Below are 19,069 nucleotides of genomic sequence, written 5' to 3' on the forward strand. Positions count from 1 at the left end.
AGGGTAAAATAGTCTATTTCAGTTCTTCCTTAATACATGTGACTTGTATTCCTTCCTCTTTGGAAATAGTACTGGCCAAGCTGGCCTTATTTATCAAATTATCAACAGCAATAGCAAAATAAGAGCCTATACATGTACCGTCCCTGCCTCCTCTTGCTACACCAGCAACAATATTTATCGGTACTCCAAACTCTTTTGTTAGTACTGCTACTTCATTAACTATTTTAATGGCCCATTCCTTAGAGCGTTCAGTATCTTCTGTGGTAATCACCATAAATTCATCTCCGGCATAACGTCCCGGAAAGTAAACACCATTTTCCGTTCTCTCTGAAAGCAATCGTCCTATAATTTTTAGGCAGATGTCTCCTCTAACGTGACCGTACTTTTTATTTATTTTTCCGAAGCCGTTGATATCGAAGAAGATAACCGTAAGCTCCTTCCCCTGGCTGAGAATATTTTCTGCCATATACCTTAAATATGGGGCTTTTTTAAGGCCAGTCAGCGTATCTTCATGCTTACCGGCCTCAGCCAGAAGACTTTTTTTAGTAACAATTCCTACTAGTTTACCGCTCTCAAATACAGGCAACCTTTCTACTTGTTTTTCTTCCATTAAATTAATTGCATCCCAAAGGGACGTATTTGTATAAACAAATACTGGATTTTTGGACATGGCGTCTGCAATAATACGGTTCATATGAGAACGCCGGGCATCCCTTGAAGTGATCATTCCACAGAGTTTACCGTCCTCTAAAACTGGAAGTCCACCGATACAGTTTTCTTCCATTAATGAGACGGCTTGTTCGACACTGTCGAGAATATCAACCGTAATGACAGGACTGCTCATATAATTAGAAATGGAAGCCATTAAAGTTCCACCTCTAGACTAATCGCAAGCACAATATCAACCTGTGCTTTTAATAATGTTGTTTCAGATGCAACCTTATCTGCTTCATTCAAAACAATTTCCAGTAATTTTTCATTACTAACCATTTTTGATAGTGACTTACGAATTACTACCGCTTCGAGAGGTCCTTCCTCAATTAAATGTATTTCGTACTGACCGGGACACATTAAATCTATCATTCTCTTTACGGCTTCCGGACCTATGGGAGCTCTTCTTCCAATCAATAACACATCCTGAATTGGCGGAATCTCAAACTCACTTAACTTCATCGAAAATAGCGCCTTTCTTCCAGGTTCAACCTTTTGAGCATGCAAATTAGAACACCACCATTTCATTTAGAAAATCAAATATGCTAATCGAATTATTCTTTCTGTCAAATAGGGATCAAACTGCATTCCAGAATTTTTTTCAATTTCACTTAAACTTTCATCCCATGCCTTTCCTTTTTTATAAGGCCTGGAGGTTCTCATTGCATCAAAAGCATCAGCAACGGCAATTATTCTAGCCCCTAAAGGTATATCGTTTGCTTCGACACCGAAATATCCTTTTCCATCCCATCGTTCATGATGGTACAAAATTAATACAAGGAGTTCTTTAGCCCAGGAATAAGGCTTCAGCATAACAACTCCAGATTCAGGATGTCTCTTAATAATACTCCATTCCCTGCCAGTTAATTGTTCTTTTTTAGATAATATACTTTTGTCAATCTTAACCTTGCCAATATCATGTAATAAAGCGGCATTAGTGATTATCGAAATATCTTTATCTTGTAATCCCAGATGATATGCAATACGACATGCAATGTAACTAACGCTAATAGAATGACGATAAATTTCAAAATCATAATTATTTAATGCAATCATTAATTTGTTAATCTCGTTAAGCAAAAGCTCATACCCCTTCCTAAACTGTTAAAGAAAAGGGCATAAAAAAAGAAATTACCAAGCCATTTCTCTTGTAGCCAGACAATCACACCAGTAAACATAACTGATAAGAGTCTTAGCTTTGCGTCCCACCCTTTCGGAATGGTTTGCCCTTAAACAACAGGTGGTATGCTTTTTAGAAAATATTCAATAAATTATACAACTATGAGTATACATTTATCAATAGTTTGAATTTATTTTTTTGGGAAGGGCAAAAATATATTAAAATTTAATTGTTCATTCAAGGGATAAATAAAAATGAGGTAAAATATGGTTGATATTTTGAAAACATGTGGATTGAATCTGAGGCATTATAGAAAGGCTAAAGGTTTAACTTTAAATCAATTATCTCAGGATATTGGCATAACTAGTTCATATCTTGGATATCTCGAGAGGGGACAAAGAAACCCTTCCCTGGCAACAATAGCCAAAATAGCAGAGGCTTTGGAGGTAGAGCCTTATCATCTCCTGGTAAATTTTGAGAATAATTTTGACCGGTCGTTACATAATTTGATTATTATGTTAATTACAAGAAAACGAATTGATGAAGTAATTTTTTTACAGGAAGTACTAACATCCTATTTAAAATCCATAAAGAATAATGACAGGCAATAGTTAAGCGGCGTAACTTTATAGTATAAATTATCAACCTGCGAAAAAGATTGATATGAGCTGAGTATTTCTTTGTAAGACACAAAAGCCCCGCTCCGGAGAGCGAGGCCTTTTGTATGTCTGCATATATAGTTTACCGAAATTGAAGTGGTATTATCCCCCGATGGAGGTTCGTTGATACGTATACCAAAGCTGGAGCTACTGCAACTTCTTCAGGTAGAGCCGTAGCCGGTACTTTTCCAAAACCCGACGGCTTCGTTTAGAGTTAGAAGATTCTTGTTTGCTATGGGCTTATGCCCTTGACGCAGAAGCCTTTATATGATAAATTATGTCGGTATTCTTATTGTTAGTATTCTAACTATCCAATAGGGGTGGTGCTGATGAATTTCCAGGAAGCTAAAGAATTGCACAATTTATTGTTTTCCTTTATAGGTATGTTTCATGAAAAGTTTCTATGCCGGTTCCGCCAGCATTATGACGGCAATCCCAGGCTTAAAAAAAACCAGGTCAAGATTATCAGTATTTTATACCAGCATGATCACCTGATCCCAACTGAAATCGGTAAAATGCTGGATATAGAAAAAGGTAGTCTGACTACCCTTATAGATCAATTGGAAGATATGGGCCTGATTATACGACGCGCTGATCCCTGCGACAGACGAAAGTTATTAATATCACTCAGTGCTGCCGGCAGAGATGAAATGAATAAAATTATGGATGATCACACCCGAAGCCTGAGTGTTTTTTTCCGAGGCGTAGATCCCGGAGAAATAAAACAATTTGTAGCCAGCTTGCAATATGCAGTAGACTTCATGAAAAAATTTTAAAAGGTGAATGTTGACAAAATGGAAAAAAGCTTAGAAATGCGCGATCGAAATATAGGCAGTCTGTTATGGAAGTTTTCCTTGCCCGCTATCGTGGCTATGCTCATTAACGCACTCTACAACATTGTCGACAGGATATTTGTAGGGCGTGGGATCGGATTTGTCGCCATCGCCGCAACAACTGTGGCTTTCCCCATTATGATTATTCTAATGGCTGTATCCATGTTGATCGGAATCGGCGCTACGGCATTGATTTCCATCCGTTTAGGACAGCAGAAAATGGAAGAAGCCGAAAAGGTAGCCGGCAATGCCATGGTTATGATAATTTTATTGCCGGTCATTATAGCCGTAATATACCTGCTCTTCCCCGAGCCGATTTTAATATTCTTTGGGGCAAGTGAAGAAGTTTTACCTTACGCCCGGGATTTTGTGCACATTATTATGCTGGGAGCGGCTTTTGGTTCCATCAGCATGGGGATGAACAACTTTATCAGGGCGGAAGGCAATCCCAGGTTGGCTATGTTTACACAAATTACCGGCGCGTTGATAAACGGAGTTTTAAACTACATTTTCATTTTCAAGTTGGGACTGGGGATAAAAGGTTCGGCTTTAGCTACTTTGTCCGGCCAATTCCTTTCAGCAGTCTGGGTATTGAGTTATTTCCTTTCAGGCAGAAGCCTGGTCAAAATCAGATTAAAAAACCTTAAGTTGCAGCTGCCTATAATTATCAGCATTATATCTATTGGCTTTGCCCCTTTTGCCATGCAAGTCGCCAACAGTGTTCAGCAATCAATACTTAATAAAACCCTCTTGGTATATGGCGGGGATTTAGCTCTTTCGGCTGTGGGCATTATTATGAGTATAGCTGCCTTATTATTCATGCCGATAGTGGGCTTAAGCCAGGGAGCACAACCCCTTATAGGCTTTAATTACGGCGCCCGGCAATATGACAGGGTTAAAGAGACGGTGAAAATAGCGGTGATCGCCGGCACCTGCATTGCTGTAGCCGGCTATACGGTCATTCATATCTGGCCGGTCCAAATTGTAGGGCTATTCAGCAAAGGGGATACGGCGCTTACGGAAATGACCTCACAGGCCATGCGGGTGTTTTTTGCGCTATTTCCGGTTGTAGGATTTCAAATAATATGTTCAAACTATTTTCAAGCAGTGGGCAAACCGGTACAATCTACCATACTCAGCTTGTCCAGACAGGTACTGCTGTTTATCCCCTTGCTTCTGATCCTGCCAAATTTCTGGGGAATCAACGGAGTTTGGAGAACAGCGCCGATAGCCGACGGCCTGGCAGTGCTGTTGACGGCTACCCTTATTTACTTGGAAATGAAAAACCTCCCGCAAAATCATCTAGTGGTTGCACAGGTTAAGCAGTCTGTTTGAATTTTTATAATAGGAGCAGACCAAGATATCTCAGTAGTGCCCAGAAATCATAATTTCCAAAAAGAAAAACCACCTGCTTTTTAAAGCAGGTGGTCCACAACAAGTGAGATATGCGGTAAGCTCCTTAACTGGCATTATTCTCCAGCAGGAAAGCATTTATAGCTAATCAATACTTCATATGAATTTTCATTAACACAAAAGCATCTACGCTTACCTCTTTCAAAACATTCTATCCTCAGTTACAAATTCCGGCGCCCACCTATAGTATTCCTTGGGATACGCTTTCTTAAGCCCTTTGTAGTTGGCCTTGACGAGCTGTACGGCGCCTTTCCTGGTCCGGTAGGTCATAACAAGTCCCTGTTCCTGCAGGGCGTCGATGACCTTCCCCAATGCTTCATCATCTGCTTCGATATATTGCTCGATATCACCCAGTGTCATATGCAGACCCTGGTTGATCCGGTAGTCTTCGCCAAGTACAGCCAGCACATTTTCTTCGCTAAGCGCTAATTTCTTCTCAACAGGGTCTGCCGCCGGTACCGGCACACCCAGCTTTTCGCTTATGACCCGGCGCGGCATCTGCATATCCTCCGCCATCAGTTTGAGCCCGGACCTGAAAATAACTAACCTACAGGCTTCTAGAGTACCCCCCGCAATATAATCTGTCTTGGCAACTTCAAATACATTCTGAACCGGATAGAAACGGTTCACCCCGTCACCACCCATAACCTGAGTGGCGTCACAGCTTGATGCAAATGTGTTTTCAGCACCACATGCCTTTACCATGCTTGCTTCGATGGTAATGTCCTTGCCAAGATCCCAAAGGTATGCGGTGTAGTAAACGGACATACGCGTCGTTTTTAGCCGCATGATGATATCAGCGATTCTGGTCTGGTTACCGGCAATATCAATGGTGGGTCTGCCGAACTGGACCCTCCTTTGAGAATAAGGTACTGTATATTGCAATAATATTTGCTGCCAGGCAGCGGCCGAGGCGGAAATCAGGGTTCTCTCAAAATTGAGCCCGTGCATCAAAACCTTCCAGCCTTCACCCTCCTGGCCGATTCTGTTTTCCACCGGCGTGATAACATTATCGAAATCAAGGGAACCATTTTGTACGTTCTCGAACCCTAGAATTTCATTGATCCGTTCTGTGGTAAAGCCGGGTACCCCTTTTTCAACCCAGAAAGCGGTGAGATGACGGTGTTTTTTAACATCTTCCGGATTGTTGCTTGTCCTGGCGTAGACAATATAATGTTGCGCCACACCGGCTCCGACGATAAAGCGCTTCTTGCCGTTGAGGACATAATGATCCCCTTCCGGTTTCGCTTCAACTTCTATTCCAGCAGCATCGGTACCAGCGGTCACTTCGGTAATACCAACACACCCGATCTCACCTTGGGCAATACGCGGCAGATACTTTTTCTTTTGCTCTTCCGTACCGAAATCTAGAAGCTGCATTACGCCGCCCATCATATTTCCCACGATGATCCTGCCCAATCCCGGGCTAACTTTGTGAACTTCCTCGGCCACGATGCAGCCGCCTGTGCAGCCCAGGCCCATTCCACCATATTCCTTGGGGAAGGCGGCGCCTGTAAATCCTGTTTTACCAAATTCCTCATATAAATCAAAGGGGAATTCCCTCGTCCACCTGGTCTCCATTTCCCGTTTCGCTATCTTTTGCATAAACGCCCTTACATCTTTTGCTAACTGTTTCTGTTCTTCACTCCACCAGGGAAAACTCTCCATTTTTTTGCCTCCTTTTATATTGAATAGTTAATTTGATATTATCCGGGTAATACCGCTAAATCATTGCATCTTCCTATAGCTGGTATTCTACCCTCTTTTTTTGCCCTGCGTTACATTGTGGAATATTCCACAATGTAACGGACGCAACTTCACTGCTAGCTTTATCATACTGATTCCTATTACACACAATATAAGCAGCCTCAAGTTGAAACAGCCATGCGATTAAAACCTATGCCTTAGCCTCCATGGACCTGGCTGCCCGGTCTTTTTTATTCTTGTTCTGCACAATCAGAGTAAGCACGACACCGATAATACTCATTGAAGCGGCAATCATGAAGGCCATCGTATAATTCCCGTTGCTAGCTTTAATACTGGCAGCCAGGATAGGGCCAAGATATCCGGCTAAAGCAAAACCGCAGAACATGATGCCGTAATTAACCCCGTTGTTTTTAGGACCGAACATGTCAGCCGTAAGTGCCGGGAAGATGCCCATAGTGCCGCCGAAACAAAAGCCAACGAACATAATGGCCGCAACAAAAGTACCATAAGAGGCAATACTGGACAAAGATAATGTCGCTGCGCCGGCAATAATATACATGATAATCAGCGCAGGATAACGGCCAATTTTATCCGACACCGCACCCCAAAAGATCCGGCCGAACGTGTTGGCCATGGCCAGCAGGCTTACCCCTACAGCTGCTGCTGCCGGGGTTACTTTGGTTACTTCCTGAATAATAGGTGAAGCCTGACTGATAATCATCAAACCGGAAAATGCGCCGGCGGTAAGCATTACAAATAGCACGTAAAACATAGGATCCGAGAGCATTTGGTTCCAGTTTTTATCCACTCCGGATACTGTCGATGTAGCCGTAGGCGCCGGCGGATTCCAGCCTTCCGGCTTGTAATTGTCGGGAGCCTTTTGGATGAAAAATGAGAATACTGCAATTATGACAATGTAGGCAATACCCAACGTCTTAAAAGTGTTAAGGATGCCCATGCTGGCAATCATAGAGTTAGCAATAGGGGGCACGATGATAGATCCACACCCGTAACCGGCAGTTGCTAATCCAGCCACTAGACCCCGTTTATCAGGGAAAAACTTGACTGTATTGGCTACCGTGCAGGAATAAATTATCCCCATACCTAAACCCATGATAACCCCGTATGACATATACAGCCATGATACCGATGTCGAAAAGCCGGCCAGTAAAACGCCGCCGCCGAACATGAATGCTCCGAAAAATATTACCCACTTGGGTCCAATTTTGTCCTGAATTCTTCCGCCCGTGATCATCGTTATAGGACCAACACCGTTAGAAATCGTAAATGCCAGAGCCGCTGCGGCAGCAGTACATCCTAACGCAGCGATAACTGGTTTGGCAAAAACACTCCAGGCGTAACCGGAACCAATACAAAGGTTGATAACCACGCTGGCGATCAAAATAAGCCATCTTTTAGTTTTTAAGTCCATGAATAATGCCTCCTTTATAAAAATAGCTATCATTTGTTATGCCATGGGAAATATTACCTATATTATGGGGACATTTATTTACCCACACTATAGCAAGAAATTCAATTATTCATGGATACACTTGACATGGAAACTGGTACCATCGTTTTCAATGCCTGAGGATGAAGCAGCTTCGCTGCATTCCTTATCATCTGTGGACGATAGAATCATTCTCCATGTCAAGAGTCCGCTTTGCTTCGATAAGTACTCCGTTTGATTATAAAGAAAACATATCCGGTTAAACTATTTTACTTTTGCGTCCCAAATAGCCTTTAAGCCGCCGTTGCCCCAAACAGGCTGGAAGATTTCAGCAGGCATCAATCTAGGGCCGCCTGCCGGGATGATCGGAGCGAACTCCATCTGATCCAGAATATCTTTCTGAAGATCTACGCCCGGTGCGATCTCAATCAGAACCATACCTTCCAAAGTTCTTTCAAATACGCATCTTTCAGTGATATAGAGCAGCTTCTTACCATTCTTAGCGGCCAAGTTTGCGTCAAAGGTCAACTGTAAGCATTTCTTCACGAACTTCTTCAGTTTGCCTTCTTGTTTAATAACAAGCTTACCGTCTTCAATAGTTTCCTCTAAACCCTTGGCAGTGAAAGTACCGATGAACAGAGCAGTATTAGCACCTGCAGTTATGTTGGCAAATCCACCTACGCCGAGAGTTATGCCGTTTAGAAATGAAGTATTGATCGAACCGTCTTCCTGTGCTTCGGATAAACCGAATACACCAAAGTCGAGACCTGTTCCGTCAAACCAATCGAAATGCTCGCCCTGGTCTACAGAAGCTTCGACATTCCAGTGGCATCCAAAGTCAGGGCCGCCGCCCGGAACGCCGCCAACAGAACCAGATTCGGAAATCATGGTGATTTCATCCATAACGCCTTCTTCAGCCATTACGCTGCCGCAGAAGGTAGGCAGGCCGATACCAAAGTTACACATCCAACCCGCCTGGGCTTCCATGCAGGCTCTTCTTACCATTACTTTCTTGGGGTCAAGAGGCATCGGTTTTAAGCTATCGCCAATAGGAACTTTTATTCTTCCATTGAGGCCGTACCAATAATTAATGTTTTGCTTGCCGTGCGGCCATAAGCCGTGGACTATATTCTCGGGATGTTCGGCGACTACTATATAGTCAATTAAGTTACGCGCAACTTTAACCAGTTTGGGATCCAGAGACCCTGCCTTGGCAAGACGCTCAACCTGAACAATTACCTTTCCGCCATTAGCTTTCACAGCACGCGCAACAGTTGATAATTCGAGGTTATAAACTTCATTTTCAGCCGTAACATTACCGTTTTCGTCAGCTGTAGTAGCTCTAATTAGACCCTTGGTATAAGGTAGTCCTCTGTAGTAGAGATACTCTTCCCCGTCAAAATCGGGAATGTACTTAATAAATTGTTTATTCTGAGCTGTTAATTCCTCTGTAATCTTCTTTGCGCTGGGATTTAAGCACCCTGCGTCAACCCGTTCGTCCATGAAAGTTCCAAGACCAACCTTTGACATGGCACCTGGCATCCCTCTGCCTTGTTCTCTCCACATCTGCAGCATTGTTCCCAAAGGCATATACCATCCGGGTAATTTATCTTCCTCGATTAGCTTTGCCATTTTTGGGGTTGTGCTTTCGTGCGAAGAAATATCCCATTTTAACATGCCTTCATGGGCGAAACAATCTGCCGGTATGCAGCCTGCAGCATGAAGATGAACCATATCACGGGGATGACCTGTCTCCAGGAACCGTTTCTCGATGGCCTGACCGATTTCATCCGGCCATTCCATTCCGAAAGAGGCTGATAGAATTATGTCCCCATCAGCAAACAGTTCAGCTGCCTTTGCCATCGTAATTACCTTTGCCATAACATCGCTCTCCTTTTTTGTTTATTTTACTGAATAACCCCTAAAATATTTGGGGTGTTCTGCGCGAAATTGATAGAAACCCGGCGCTCTTAAATAAAATCATGCTATGGACAGACAACAAGCTCACAGTTTTTGACAGTTTTGTTTTATAACAATCAAATGCTGCCAAACGTCAACAAACCACAATGTTAACTTATGCGTATTACTATCGAACATATTGAAATATACAAAACTACTATAATCCATACTATTTTGCCAAAAAAAATAAATAATTTTATTCACAAACTAAAATCTAAGAAAATGATTACCCATTGCTAAATCTCGTCATGTTTTGGCAAATGATTGTTTTATTAATTTCATAGGCGTAGAAAGGGCTTTCGTTTAAAATACTAAGCAAATATGACTTCTATATTTAATAAGATTTGGAAGTATTACCTCCAAGTTGTCTTAATTATAATAACAGCCTGGCCGCGCTTTATGGCACGGCCAGGCTTGGTAAAAATTATTTATATAGTTAAAGCTGCATAAAACCCCGAAGCGCTTGCTTGACAAAGCATGAGAAAATTTATTGCCACATGCCAGGATAGACACTACCCCATGCCAGGCTAGACACCACCACACGCCAGGGTAGACATTACCCGTGCTGAGATAGTCTCTGCCACATGCTGGGGTAGACTCGATACGATGTGGTATTATGCAGACCGCTTAATTTGTCATCTTTCCTCCAGCCACTTCTTGAGTAAATGTCTGGTTCTTCCGTCGGTTGCTTTTCCTCTCTCCAATCGGGACATTGTACTTTGATCTACGCCTATCTCTTCAGCGGCCTGCATCTGTGAAAGACCGCTTTGAAGTCGTGCTTTTTTTACAATTGGACCCATAAATGTCGCAGTTCGATCCTGACAGCAAGTTGGATGAGCTTCCCGTTTTTTTATTTTAGGCTCCCTTATTTTACCGTAATGGTCCATGATTTCCTGGGGCGGCTCAATAATGACTTTCCAAATAAGCCATTCCTTCCACCAACCTTTTGTACCAACGATGTCCTCATTAACACTCTCATATTGCCATCCTGTAATAATGTGATCCTGTTGAAGGATATCCAACGCCTTTTCCAAGCGCTCTTTCGTTTGGATCGGGTTATGTTTACTGACTTCTTTATTTACGGCATTCAGAAGGGTTTCTACGTTAAACGGGGCAAGGTAAGCACCCCCACCCTGGCGGTTTCTCCACTGCCAGGTCAGGTAACGAGTCAACCTCTTTTCCCATTGTTGGTTAATGGGATGATATTCTACTGCTTTCTGTGAGATGAGCGCCGTTTGACGTCCGGCTCCAAAAAGAAACTTGGAGAACACATCCCCAGGCCTTACCCGCCAAACATAAGAATCTTTTCCCTCCATAGTTCCCTGCTCGGAGTTACTATCAACAACCCAGGCTTTACTTTCACCCTGCCATTTTACTCTCTTCCGCTGCCTGCCCTTTTTCCCTTCTACTTCTTCAGTTACATCCATCTCAGCCACAACTATCCAGGTATTTGCTAAAATTGCGATATGGCGGGCAATTTCTTGGCGCCACACATTCTTGTATCCACCTCTTCTGCCCGCGCCGTTTTTCTGTGGTTTTAAACCCCTAAAACCTAGAATGTCATCTGCAGTCACTGTGGCTATGTCCTCATAGTGAGATGCTTGTTTTAACCATATAGCTGAGACAATATCCACGACGTCAGCAGTAACGTCATCCATGGACATAACATTTTGTCTCATTCGCTTCTGCCAGGCAATTATTTCAGTATTTGAAAGGTAAGGCTCTACGTCTACAGGGTCCGGCCTGAGCTGAACAATTGCCCTGAGTTTTCTATTGCCGGTAGTCAAGTTAGCAGTGGGCCAACTTTCTCCTTCAGGAATGGTAAAACCGCTTATGGCCAGGACTTCGCGAAACCGGTAATACAGCAAGCAGTTTCCCACTCCCAGCAAGCTCCCACTAAAAGGCGATTCCATGCTTTTATCAATGTGCAATGATATTTTTACATCTTGATTTTTTCCCTCCAGTGCCCTCAAACCCAATATTATCTCCAATTCTTCCATTGAAGGATTTGTCAAATCTATGCTTTTTACTATTGCTCGTGCCAGATCTTGTACGTACATCCCTACAAGATAACGATACCTTCCTGAAAAAACCAGGGCATCATTATATAAATAATTATTAAGTATTTGTACTCTCTGTTCCTTATTCATAGAATCTAAGGCTTCCTTGCCAAAATTACTTTCCAGCCATTCTAACGCCATAACGATTAGGTTGGTTAAAAACCAATTCGCAAACTCTCTCCATATATATTTAACTTCCCGTAATGATTTTTGAAGAAAAGCTTCAACACTAATGAATACTGTATTAAAGTATTCTTCTTTGAGTCCGGTTATATAGTTCCTCTCTTCATCAGTGGTTATTTCAATATAAGGCCTTTCTGTAATTGCATTTTTTAATCCTTTTTCTTTTATAGAATTATTGAGATGAAGAAGATATACATTTAACAATTTGGGGGTTATAAGCCATGCGATCTGTTTTGAAAGAGGATCGTTGTTATAAAAAAGGATAACCCATTCATTTATGAGTTTTGAAGTTATAATCTTTTTTGCCTCTAAGACTCTTTGGTATGTTTTCAGGGCATCTTCTTGATTAGTTTTGCCCTTTTTGTGTATATAATCAAATTCGTAATTTATATTGAGTGGTAGTTTTGGTATATAGAGTAAGACTTTTTCTTTCCCAATATCTACTGTATTAGGGGTAAAGAAGTTCTTGCCAATTAATGACTCAACAGGTATATACTTACATACATCTTTGTGCTTAATATTGGTAATCATGTTCCACCTTGCCTTTCAAACAATCGATCTTACCAGGGTTCATTTGCTTCCAAAAAAGGAGTGTTTAAAACCTGTCCCTTTTTGTCATATGTTATCGGGATTAGAGCAATATGTTAATTATGGGTTAAGTTGTTGTTATACTATAACAATTATAATACTTCTAAAGAATTAGTAAACCGGGACATTTATTTACTATTATTACCAGCACAAAAAGAGACGGTTTATTCTCTTATTTTTATTAGAGAATAAACCATCATATCCAAGTCAGTTATGATACTAAATAAAGCTCTTCTTAATTTATAAAGACATTTCTAAATTGTGTGCAATCTTATACATCCGCAGAGGGATGGCTTGATTTAATAAAATTTTTCTTAATCCTCCCAAAGGTATTGGAAAAACGCTTACTTAATCTTTTCCCCAGGTCATCAAAAATGGTATACACCACTGGGACCAGAACCAATGTGATGAGAGTAGAGAAAGTCAATCCAAAGGCGATAACAATGGCCATCGGTTTCATCATTTCGTTTCCCGAACCACCACCAAGAGCCATAGGCGCCAGGGCCAACACCGTACACAGCGTGGTCATCAGAATAGGCCGCAAGCGGATCGGTCCGGCTTGCAGGATCGCCTCGTTGCGTTCGGTACCCCGCTTTCGCAGGGTATTGATATAGTCGACCAACACGATGGCATTATTGAGAACGATACCCACCAGCATGATCGCCCCGATCAGGCTCATAACACTCAAACGGGTCCCGGTGAGCCCCAGACCGATCACAGCCCCGATAAAGGTGGGCGGTAAGGAAAACATGATAATAAATGGCTGGAAAAGGGATTCAAACTGTGCCGCCATCACCATAAAGACCAGGACAATCGCCATTGCGAGCGCCGTAAAAAGAGCGCTGAAAGATTCATTCATATTTTGCCGCTCACCGCTATAGTCGATGGTATAGCCCTGGGGCAGCGTCATTTTTGCAAGTTGTTCCTGAATATCACTGTTAACACTGCCGGAATCCCTGCCGGAAACATCTGCGGTGATTTCCACCTCCCGGTTTTGATTGGAGCGGCTGATCTCTTTGGGAGAATCTTTAATGGTAATGCTGGCCAGGCTGCTCACCGGCACCCTCACGCCAGAAGAGGTTACAAGCATCAGGCTCTCAAGATTACTCTCTGTTTGGGCGAAATCATCGGACAACTTGAGAGTGATGTCTACCGTGCTATCCCCGGTATGCAAGGTGCCTACCGTCGACCCTCCGAAGGCGGTTTTGATCACCGAAAGCACCTGGCTTACGGAAAGCCCGTAACGCGCCGCTTTCTCACGGTCCACCACGACTTGCACCTGGGTATTACTGGACAGTGAATTTTCTACATTTCTGGTCCCTGAAACCCCTTTGACGATATCCACCGCCTCGTTCCCCAACTCAGTAAGGACATCCAGATCGGTACCCCGGATAATCACATCGACTGCGCTGCTGGACATCCCCATGGCGCCGCCTTCAACCGCTACTGTTATGGTCGCCCCAACAACATCGCTCAAGGCCAGACGCACTTTTTCTGCCGCTTCATTTGCCGTCAGTTTATACTCATCCGTGGATTTGAGCTTAAACTGGATATTGGCCTGATTGCTGTTGGAAATGCCCATAAAGGACCTGCTTCCACCGCCGACAGTTATATAATCTTTTTTAAAACCATCTTCTAATGCCTTTTGGGCCAGCGCATCAACTTCCATAGCCTTTTCACGGGTTGACTCCAACTTTGTCCCCGTGGGCATTTCGATGGTGATATTGACCCCTCTTTCATCCATCGAAGTCATAAACTCCATCCCAATCAGCGGGATACACCCCAGGCTGGCGAAGAACATGATTATGGTAGCAGCCACCACTTTTTTACGGTGAGCTAAAGCCCATTTGAGGGTCTTCTTATACAGGGTAGTAATCTTTTGAAGCCCGTAACCGAAAATAGTAACCGGGTTCTTGGTGCCTTTTTTATACACAAACTCTTCCGGCGCCGGAACGCTTTTCAACATTCTGGAGGCCATCATGGGGACCAGTGTCAAAGCGGCAAACAGAGCACAGGCATGAGAAAAGCTGACTGTAAGCGCCAATGGCTTGAAAATCATGCTGGCGATGCCGCTGACAAAGACAATAGGCAGAAAGACCACGATCTGTGACGCTGCCGAGGCCATCACGGCAGTCCCCACCTCAGCTGCTCCTGTTTTGGCGGCATTGACAATATCAAGACCCTCCTGCCTCTTTCTGTAGATACTTTCCAGTACAACGATGGAAAAGTCAACCAGAGAGCCAAGCCCCAGCATCAATCCACCTAAAGACAACATGTTAATCGTCACATCAGAAAAATACATGACAGAAAAAGTTCCGATTAAGGCGACCGGCAGAGTGACAGCCACTACCGCGGTGCTGCGGGCGCTGCGGAGGAATAAATAAAGAACGATCACGGCCAGGAGACCGCCCAGTAACCCATGTTCCTCAACACTTTTAATGGTATCGTTGATGGTGGTGGAAGTGTCGCTGACCAGATTCATCTGCACCCCGCCAGGAAGAGTTTGACTTAAACTGGCAACTTCCTCACGTACCTTCTCAGCCACCTGCACTGTGTTCCCGTCTGAAGTTTTCATTACCGCTAGACTTAGAGAAGCTTCCCCATCCACATAGGTGAGAGTGCTATCTTTGGCGAAAGAATCACTCACCTCCGCAATATCCGACAACGGGACATATTTATTCGATGAGCCGGGAACACTGATCTGCACGTTTTTGATGACGTCCAGGCTGTCGAATTCGTTCATGACCCTGATGCTGATTTCGTTGGAGCCTTTTACCAGTGAGCCCGCTGTGCCGGTAATATCATCACCGGAGATTGCCTGTGACACCTGCTGCACGGTCAGTCCATAGGCATCCATTTTAGTTTGATTTAGCCTGACCTGAATCTCCCTCTCCTTGCCGCCGCTGATCGATACGGAACTCACTCCCTCGATCCGTTCCAAAGCGGGCTGGATGGTGTCTTCGGCAACTTCCTTCATCTTGGTGAGGCTTGCTCCCGACAGGGAGTAAGTCATGATCGACTGGGAATTAGGATCTATTTTCGAGATGGTGGGACTGCCGGCATCATCCGGCAACGATTTCCGAACCGTATCCACCTTGCTCCGCAGATCGTTCATTTTTTCATCAATATCGGTCCCATAGTTGAATTGCACCATTACCATGGAATTTCCGGTTGAAGAGCTGGAACTGATTTCTTTCACGCCGCTAACCGAACTCACAGCGGATTCAATTGGTTTGGTGATGATCTTTTCCACCTCGGCCGGCGCCGCCCCCTGGTAACTGGTGCTGATTGTCACCACCGGGATACTCATGTTCGGCATCAGAGCAACCCCCAGGTTTGGCAGGGCATAGAGACCTATGAATACCACCGCGAGGATGAGCATCGAGATGGCAACCGGTCGTTCTACCGAGAAATCTGCTATTTTCACTTGGAATCACCTTCCTGTTTTGTGACCACCTTCACCTGCTGCCCATCGGAAAGCAAGCGGTTGCCTTCGACTACAATGCTCTGTCCGACCTCCAAGCCTTTTGTGATTTCAACCTGGGAGTCATTGGACACTCCTGTTTCGACATATACTTCCTTGGCTTTGCTGTCTTCTACAATATAGACAATATGCTGTCCATCCTTATCAATAACTGCATCCACCGGGACAGCAATAACATTTTGCAAAGTTCCTGTGACAAGGTTGATTTTCACAGTCATCCCCGGCTTAATTTCCCCGTCTGGATTGGCTACGGTGATTTCTACCGGATAACCCATGGTGGTCGAGTCAGCCTTTGGAGCTATCGCAGTCACCGTTCCTTCCACAGACTTGTTCAGGGAATCAACGGTTACTGGGACCTTATTTCCCAGATTAATGTTGTTAACCACACTTTCCGGTATCGAAGCCTCTACCTTGACGGTATCGATACTGACGATACTGGCTACATCCTTCGAACTACTTACCATTTCTCCAAGATCTACATCAATTTCACCTATGTAACCACTAATTGGCGCGGTAACCGTATATTCTTCCAAATTATCCTGTGCGGTACTAATGGTCACGTGCAACTTATCAATTTCCTGCTTTGTTTGTTCCAAACTGAGCCTTGCCTGTTCCAAACTGAGCCTGGCATTGACCAGTTTGGTATTCGCATCTTCTAAATCGGTCTTTGATACAGCACCGCTTTCATAAAGAGTACTGATGCGGTCGTAATTGACCTGGGCATCATTTAAAGCCTGAGCTGCAGTATCATAACTAACCTGTGCAGTATCATAACCAACCTGTTTGATACCCAGGTCAGCTTCCGACTCAGCCAGGTTATGAGATGCTTCCCTGGACTCAATTGTAAAAAGAACCTGCCCCTTTTCCACCCGGTCACCTAATTTCACGTTGACCCCGGCAACACGGCCCGAAACCTTGGAAGCAATAGTGGCTTCAGACGATGCCTCAATCTGTCCGGAGGTATTGTAAATCTTGTTCATGTCTGTCTTGCTCACCTGAACAACCTCAACTGCAGTAGAAGATTCTTCATTGCTTAAAGGCTGTTTTTTTCCACATCCGCTAAAAAGAGAACATAATAACAAAGCCAATACCAAAACCGTTAATCGTTTCAACTTTCTTCTCGCTCCCTTCATCTTCTTTTATTTACAAGCATTTATGCATTAGGCAAAACTCTGGAAACTGCATTATGTAAAATCAGCCAGTTCTTCAACCTTAAACATTATAAAAAAAGAAAATAAACTGCCTCTAAATCAAATAGAAAAATTTTCTTAACAAATTTGAAAATCGAAATAAAAATTTTGTACAATATTTTTAAAAAATTTAAGAAACCGTTTTAAAGTAATTAATATTTAGGATTTATAATGGATAAAGAAAAAAATTCCCCAAAAGGCAAGTTCAGAGGAGAAATAGCATGTCCTTAAAATCAAAAATTTGGGCTTCTTACATAATTATGATTATTATTCCTCTTCTCCTGGCAGTTTTGTCAGCCAGGCTGATTCTAAGCAATTATGAAAAGGACCACCAGCTTCAAATAATCGAAATTGCCCTAGAGGAAAAAATGCAGGAGAATATGGATTTTATGGATGAGCTGGATAACACCCTCGCCAATAAGCCGGATAATTTCAAAGATTCATTTTTCCTGTCGCGGATCAACGAAAGAATTTCTTCTTTAAATATGGGAGTTCTGATTCAATACAATGAAAAGTTTATGTATAATTCTGTTCCAGTTAACGCCGAAAAACTTAAACCTTACTTGGTAAAATTTCTCCAACAAGACGTTGCCAATAGATGGGTATCGGCAATCTCAAAAGATTATATTGTAAAGTGCCGGGCTCTCTCTTTCAGTGACGGGACAACCGGCCGCATCTACCTTTTTATGAGCAGAACAGCGCCCTGGGATACTCCGCCGGCCGGCCACACCGGCTATGTGAAATGGGTTTTTTTAATTTTCATTATTTGCATCTTTATGACCAACAGTTTCTTGACCTACCGGTTGTCCAAAAGCTTAATCAAGCCTTTGGATTCGGTTAAAAAAGCGGCTAAAGAAATCCAATATGGAAACCTGGATTATCCAATTAGTTATCCGGTAAAGAATGAAATAGGAGAATTGTATCAAGCCTTTGAAGAGATGCGGATAAAGCTAAAGCAATCACAGGCGCTCAACGCGCAATATGAAAATAGCAGAAAAGAGCTAATATCCAATATATCCCATGACCTTAAGACCCCCATCACAGCAATTAAAGGCTACGCCCAGGGTATTATTGAAGGTGTAGCTAACAACCCTTCGAAAATAGAAAAATATCTTCGAACTATCTTTACCAACGCTGTGGAAATGGAGCGCTTAACAAATGATCTAGTCCTTTTTTCCAAACTGGACATCAAACAAATCCCTTTTTCCTTTGAGTGTGTAGACATTAATAGATACCTTGAGGATGCCAGAGAAGAACTACATTTTGATTTGACTGAAAACAATATAGCGCTTAACTTTGAGTCCTATTATGAAAGCGATGATCTAATCATGGCCGACCGGCAGAGGTTAATTAGAGTCATTCATAACATCATGGAAAACGCCAAAAAACATTTAAATAAACAGGAAAAGGAAATAAAAATAATCTTAAAAGAAGAAAAAAACGAAGCCTTGATTGAAATAAGGGACAACGGTTGTGGAATTCCGGCGGATAGACTCCCTTTAATTTTTGACCGGTTTTACCGGGTAGATTGCGCCAGGAACCGGACAACCGGGGGTAGCGGGATCGGGCTGTCCATTGCCAAGGAGATTATTGAGGCCCATCAGGGGAGGATATGGGGAGAAAGCACTGAAGGTTTGGGGACAAGTATTTTTTTCACTTTAAAAAAAGCTGCCTATTTTAAAAAAGATTAAAATCCCATCAAAGAGGAGGTT

The 19,069-nt window shown here is 43.1% G+C and carries 13 protein-coding genes and 1 riboswitch; of the genes, 4 read left to right on the forward strand and 9 right to left on the reverse strand.

Going from position 1 to position 19,069, the window contains the following annotated elements; genetic code table 11:
- Positions 1-13: 13 nt before the first annotated feature.
- Genes Psfp_RS12960 through Psfp_RS12970 form a run of 3 tightly spaced genes read right to left on the reverse strand, consistent with a single transcriptional unit; the run spans position 14 to position 1,791 of the window.
- The gene (locus Psfp_RS12960; protein WP_134218964.1) at positions 14-865 is read right to left on the reverse strand and encodes a GGDEF domain-containing protein; all 852 of its coding nucleotides are present in this window, start codon (positions 863-865) and stop codon (positions 14-16) included.
- Positions 865-1,218 carry a hypothetical protein gene (locus Psfp_RS12965; RefSeq protein ID WP_243120635.1) on the reverse strand — a complete coding sequence of 118 codons (354 nt, stop codon included), beginning with the start codon at positions 1,216-1,218 and terminating at the stop codon, positions 865-867. The genes Psfp_RS12960 and Psfp_RS12965 overlap by 1 nt, the downstream gene beginning before the upstream one ends.
- A gap of 21 nt (positions 1,219-1,239) precedes the next feature.
- Positions 1,240-1,791, reverse strand: a complete 552-nt coding sequence (locus Psfp_RS12970; protein WP_134218966.1) for an HD domain-containing phosphohydrolase — start codon at positions 1,789-1,791, stop codon at positions 1,240-1,242.
- A gap of 66 nt (positions 1,792-1,857) precedes the next feature.
- Positions 1,858-1,949, reverse strand: a riboswitch (cyclic di-GMP riboswitch).
- Positions 1,950-2,097: 148 nt separating this feature from the next.
- Between Psfp_RS12970 and Psfp_RS12975 the strand changes: the two genes are divergently transcribed.
- The 3 genes from Psfp_RS12975 to Psfp_RS12985 all read left to right on the forward strand — a co-directional run bounded on the left by Psfp_RS12975 (position 2,098) and on the right by Psfp_RS12985 (position 4,658).
- On the forward strand, positions 2,098-2,442 hold the full coding sequence (locus tag Psfp_RS12975; protein WP_134218967.1) for a helix-turn-helix transcriptional regulator: 345 nt from the start codon (positions 2,098-2,100) through the stop codon (positions 2,440-2,442).
- 377 nt (positions 2,443-2,819) lie between these two features.
- The gene (locus Psfp_RS12980; protein WP_134218968.1) at positions 2,820-3,266 is read left to right on the forward strand and encodes a MarR family transcriptional regulator; all 447 of its coding nucleotides are present in this window, start codon (positions 2,820-2,822) and stop codon (positions 3,264-3,266) included.
- An 18-nt stretch (positions 3,267-3,284) separates the two neighbouring features.
- Complete coding sequence (locus Psfp_RS12985; protein ID WP_134218969.1) at positions 3,285-4,658, forward strand: MATE family efflux transporter; 1,374 nt, start codon at positions 3,285-3,287, stop codon at positions 4,656-4,658.
- 219 nt (positions 4,659-4,877) lie between these two features.
- Here the strand turns inward: Psfp_RS12985 and Psfp_RS12990 are convergent, their stop codons facing one another.
- The 6 genes from Psfp_RS12990 to Psfp_RS13015 form a co-directional block, all read right to left on the reverse strand.
- Positions 4,878-6,404, reverse strand: coding sequence for an acyl-CoA dehydrogenase family protein (locus tag Psfp_RS12990; RefSeq protein WP_134218970.1), 1,527 nt, complete (start codon positions 6,402-6,404; stop codon positions 4,878-4,880).
- A 229-nt stretch (positions 6,405-6,633) separates the two neighbouring features.
- Positions 6,634-7,875 carry an OFA family MFS transporter gene (locus Psfp_RS12995; protein ID WP_134218971.1) on the reverse strand — a complete coding sequence of 414 codons (1,242 nt, stop codon included), beginning with the start codon at positions 7,873-7,875 and terminating at the stop codon, positions 6,634-6,636.
- A gap of 282 nt (positions 7,876-8,157) precedes the next feature.
- Complete coding sequence (locus tag Psfp_RS13000) at positions 8,158-9,774, reverse strand: CoA-transferase (RefSeq protein ID WP_134218972.1); 1,617 nt, start codon at positions 9,772-9,774, stop codon at positions 8,158-8,160.
- A 713-nt stretch (positions 9,775-10,487) separates the two neighbouring features.
- A complete protein-coding gene (locus Psfp_RS13005) occupies positions 10,488-12,626 on the reverse strand; it encodes a helix-turn-helix transcriptional regulator (RefSeq protein WP_134218973.1) in 2,139 nt (712 codons plus the stop codon).
- Between the two features lie 328 nt (positions 12,627-12,954).
- Positions 12,955-16,110, reverse strand: coding sequence for an efflux RND transporter permease subunit (locus Psfp_RS13010; protein ID WP_134218974.1), 3,156 nt, complete (start codon positions 16,108-16,110; stop codon positions 12,955-12,957).
- Positions 16,107-17,279 (reverse strand): efflux RND transporter periplasmic adaptor subunit, encoded by a 1,173-nt coding sequence (locus tag Psfp_RS13015; protein ID WP_190240522.1) that lies wholly within the window; start codon positions 17,277-17,279, stop codon positions 16,107-16,109. The genes Psfp_RS13010 and Psfp_RS13015 overlap by 4 nt, the downstream gene beginning before the upstream one ends.
- A 299-nt stretch (positions 17,280-17,578) precedes the next feature.
- Here Psfp_RS13015 and Psfp_RS13020 point away from each other — a divergent pair, with 299 nt between their 5' ends.
- Positions 17,579-19,048, forward strand: coding sequence for a HAMP domain-containing sensor histidine kinase (locus Psfp_RS13020; RefSeq protein ID WP_134218976.1), 1,470 nt, complete (start codon positions 17,579-17,581; stop codon positions 19,046-19,048).
- Positions 19,049-19,069: the final 21 nt, after the last annotated feature.

The sequence above is a fragment of the Pelotomaculum sp. FP genome (genome assembly GCF_004369245.1).
In the GTDB taxonomy this organism is placed as follows: Bacteria; Bacillota; Desulfotomaculia; order Desulfotomaculales; family Pelotomaculaceae; genus Pelotomaculum_C; species Pelotomaculum_C schinkii.

Excerpts from the sequence above, each read along its gene's own strand:
- Psfp_RS12960 (WP_134218964.1), bottom strand. The coding sequence starts at position 865 with ATGGCTTCCATTTCTAATTATATGAGCAGTCCTGTCATTACGGTTGAT.
- Psfp_RS12975 (WP_134218967.1), top strand. The coding sequence starts at position 2,098 with ATGGTTGATATTTTGAAAACATGTGGATTGAATCTGAGGCATTATAGA.
- Psfp_RS12980 (WP_134218968.1), top strand. The coding sequence starts at position 2,820 with ATGAATTTCCAGGAAGCTAAAGAATTGCACAATTTATTGTTTTCCTTT.
- Psfp_RS12985 (WP_134218969.1), top strand. The coding sequence starts at position 3,285 with ATGGAAAAAAGCTTAGAAATGCGCGATCGAAATATAGGCAGTCTGTTA.
- Psfp_RS12990 (WP_134218970.1), bottom strand. The coding sequence starts at position 6,404 with ATGGAGAGTTTTCCCTGGTGGAGTGAAGAACAGAAACAGTTAGCAAAA.
- Psfp_RS12995 (WP_134218971.1), bottom strand. The coding sequence starts at position 7,875 with ATGGACTTAAAAACTAAAAGATGGCTTATTTTGATCGCCAGCGTGGTT.
- Psfp_RS13000 (WP_134218972.1), bottom strand. The coding sequence starts at position 9,774 with ATGGCAAAGGTAATTACGATGGCAAAGGCAGCTGAACTGTTTGCTGAT.
- Psfp_RS13005 (WP_134218973.1), bottom strand. The coding sequence starts at position 12,626 with ATGATTACCAATATTAAGCACAAAGATGTATGTAAGTATATACCTGTT.
- Psfp_RS13020 (WP_134218976.1), top strand. The coding sequence starts at position 17,579 with ATGTCCTTAAAATCAAAAATTTGGGCTTCTTACATAATTATGATTATT.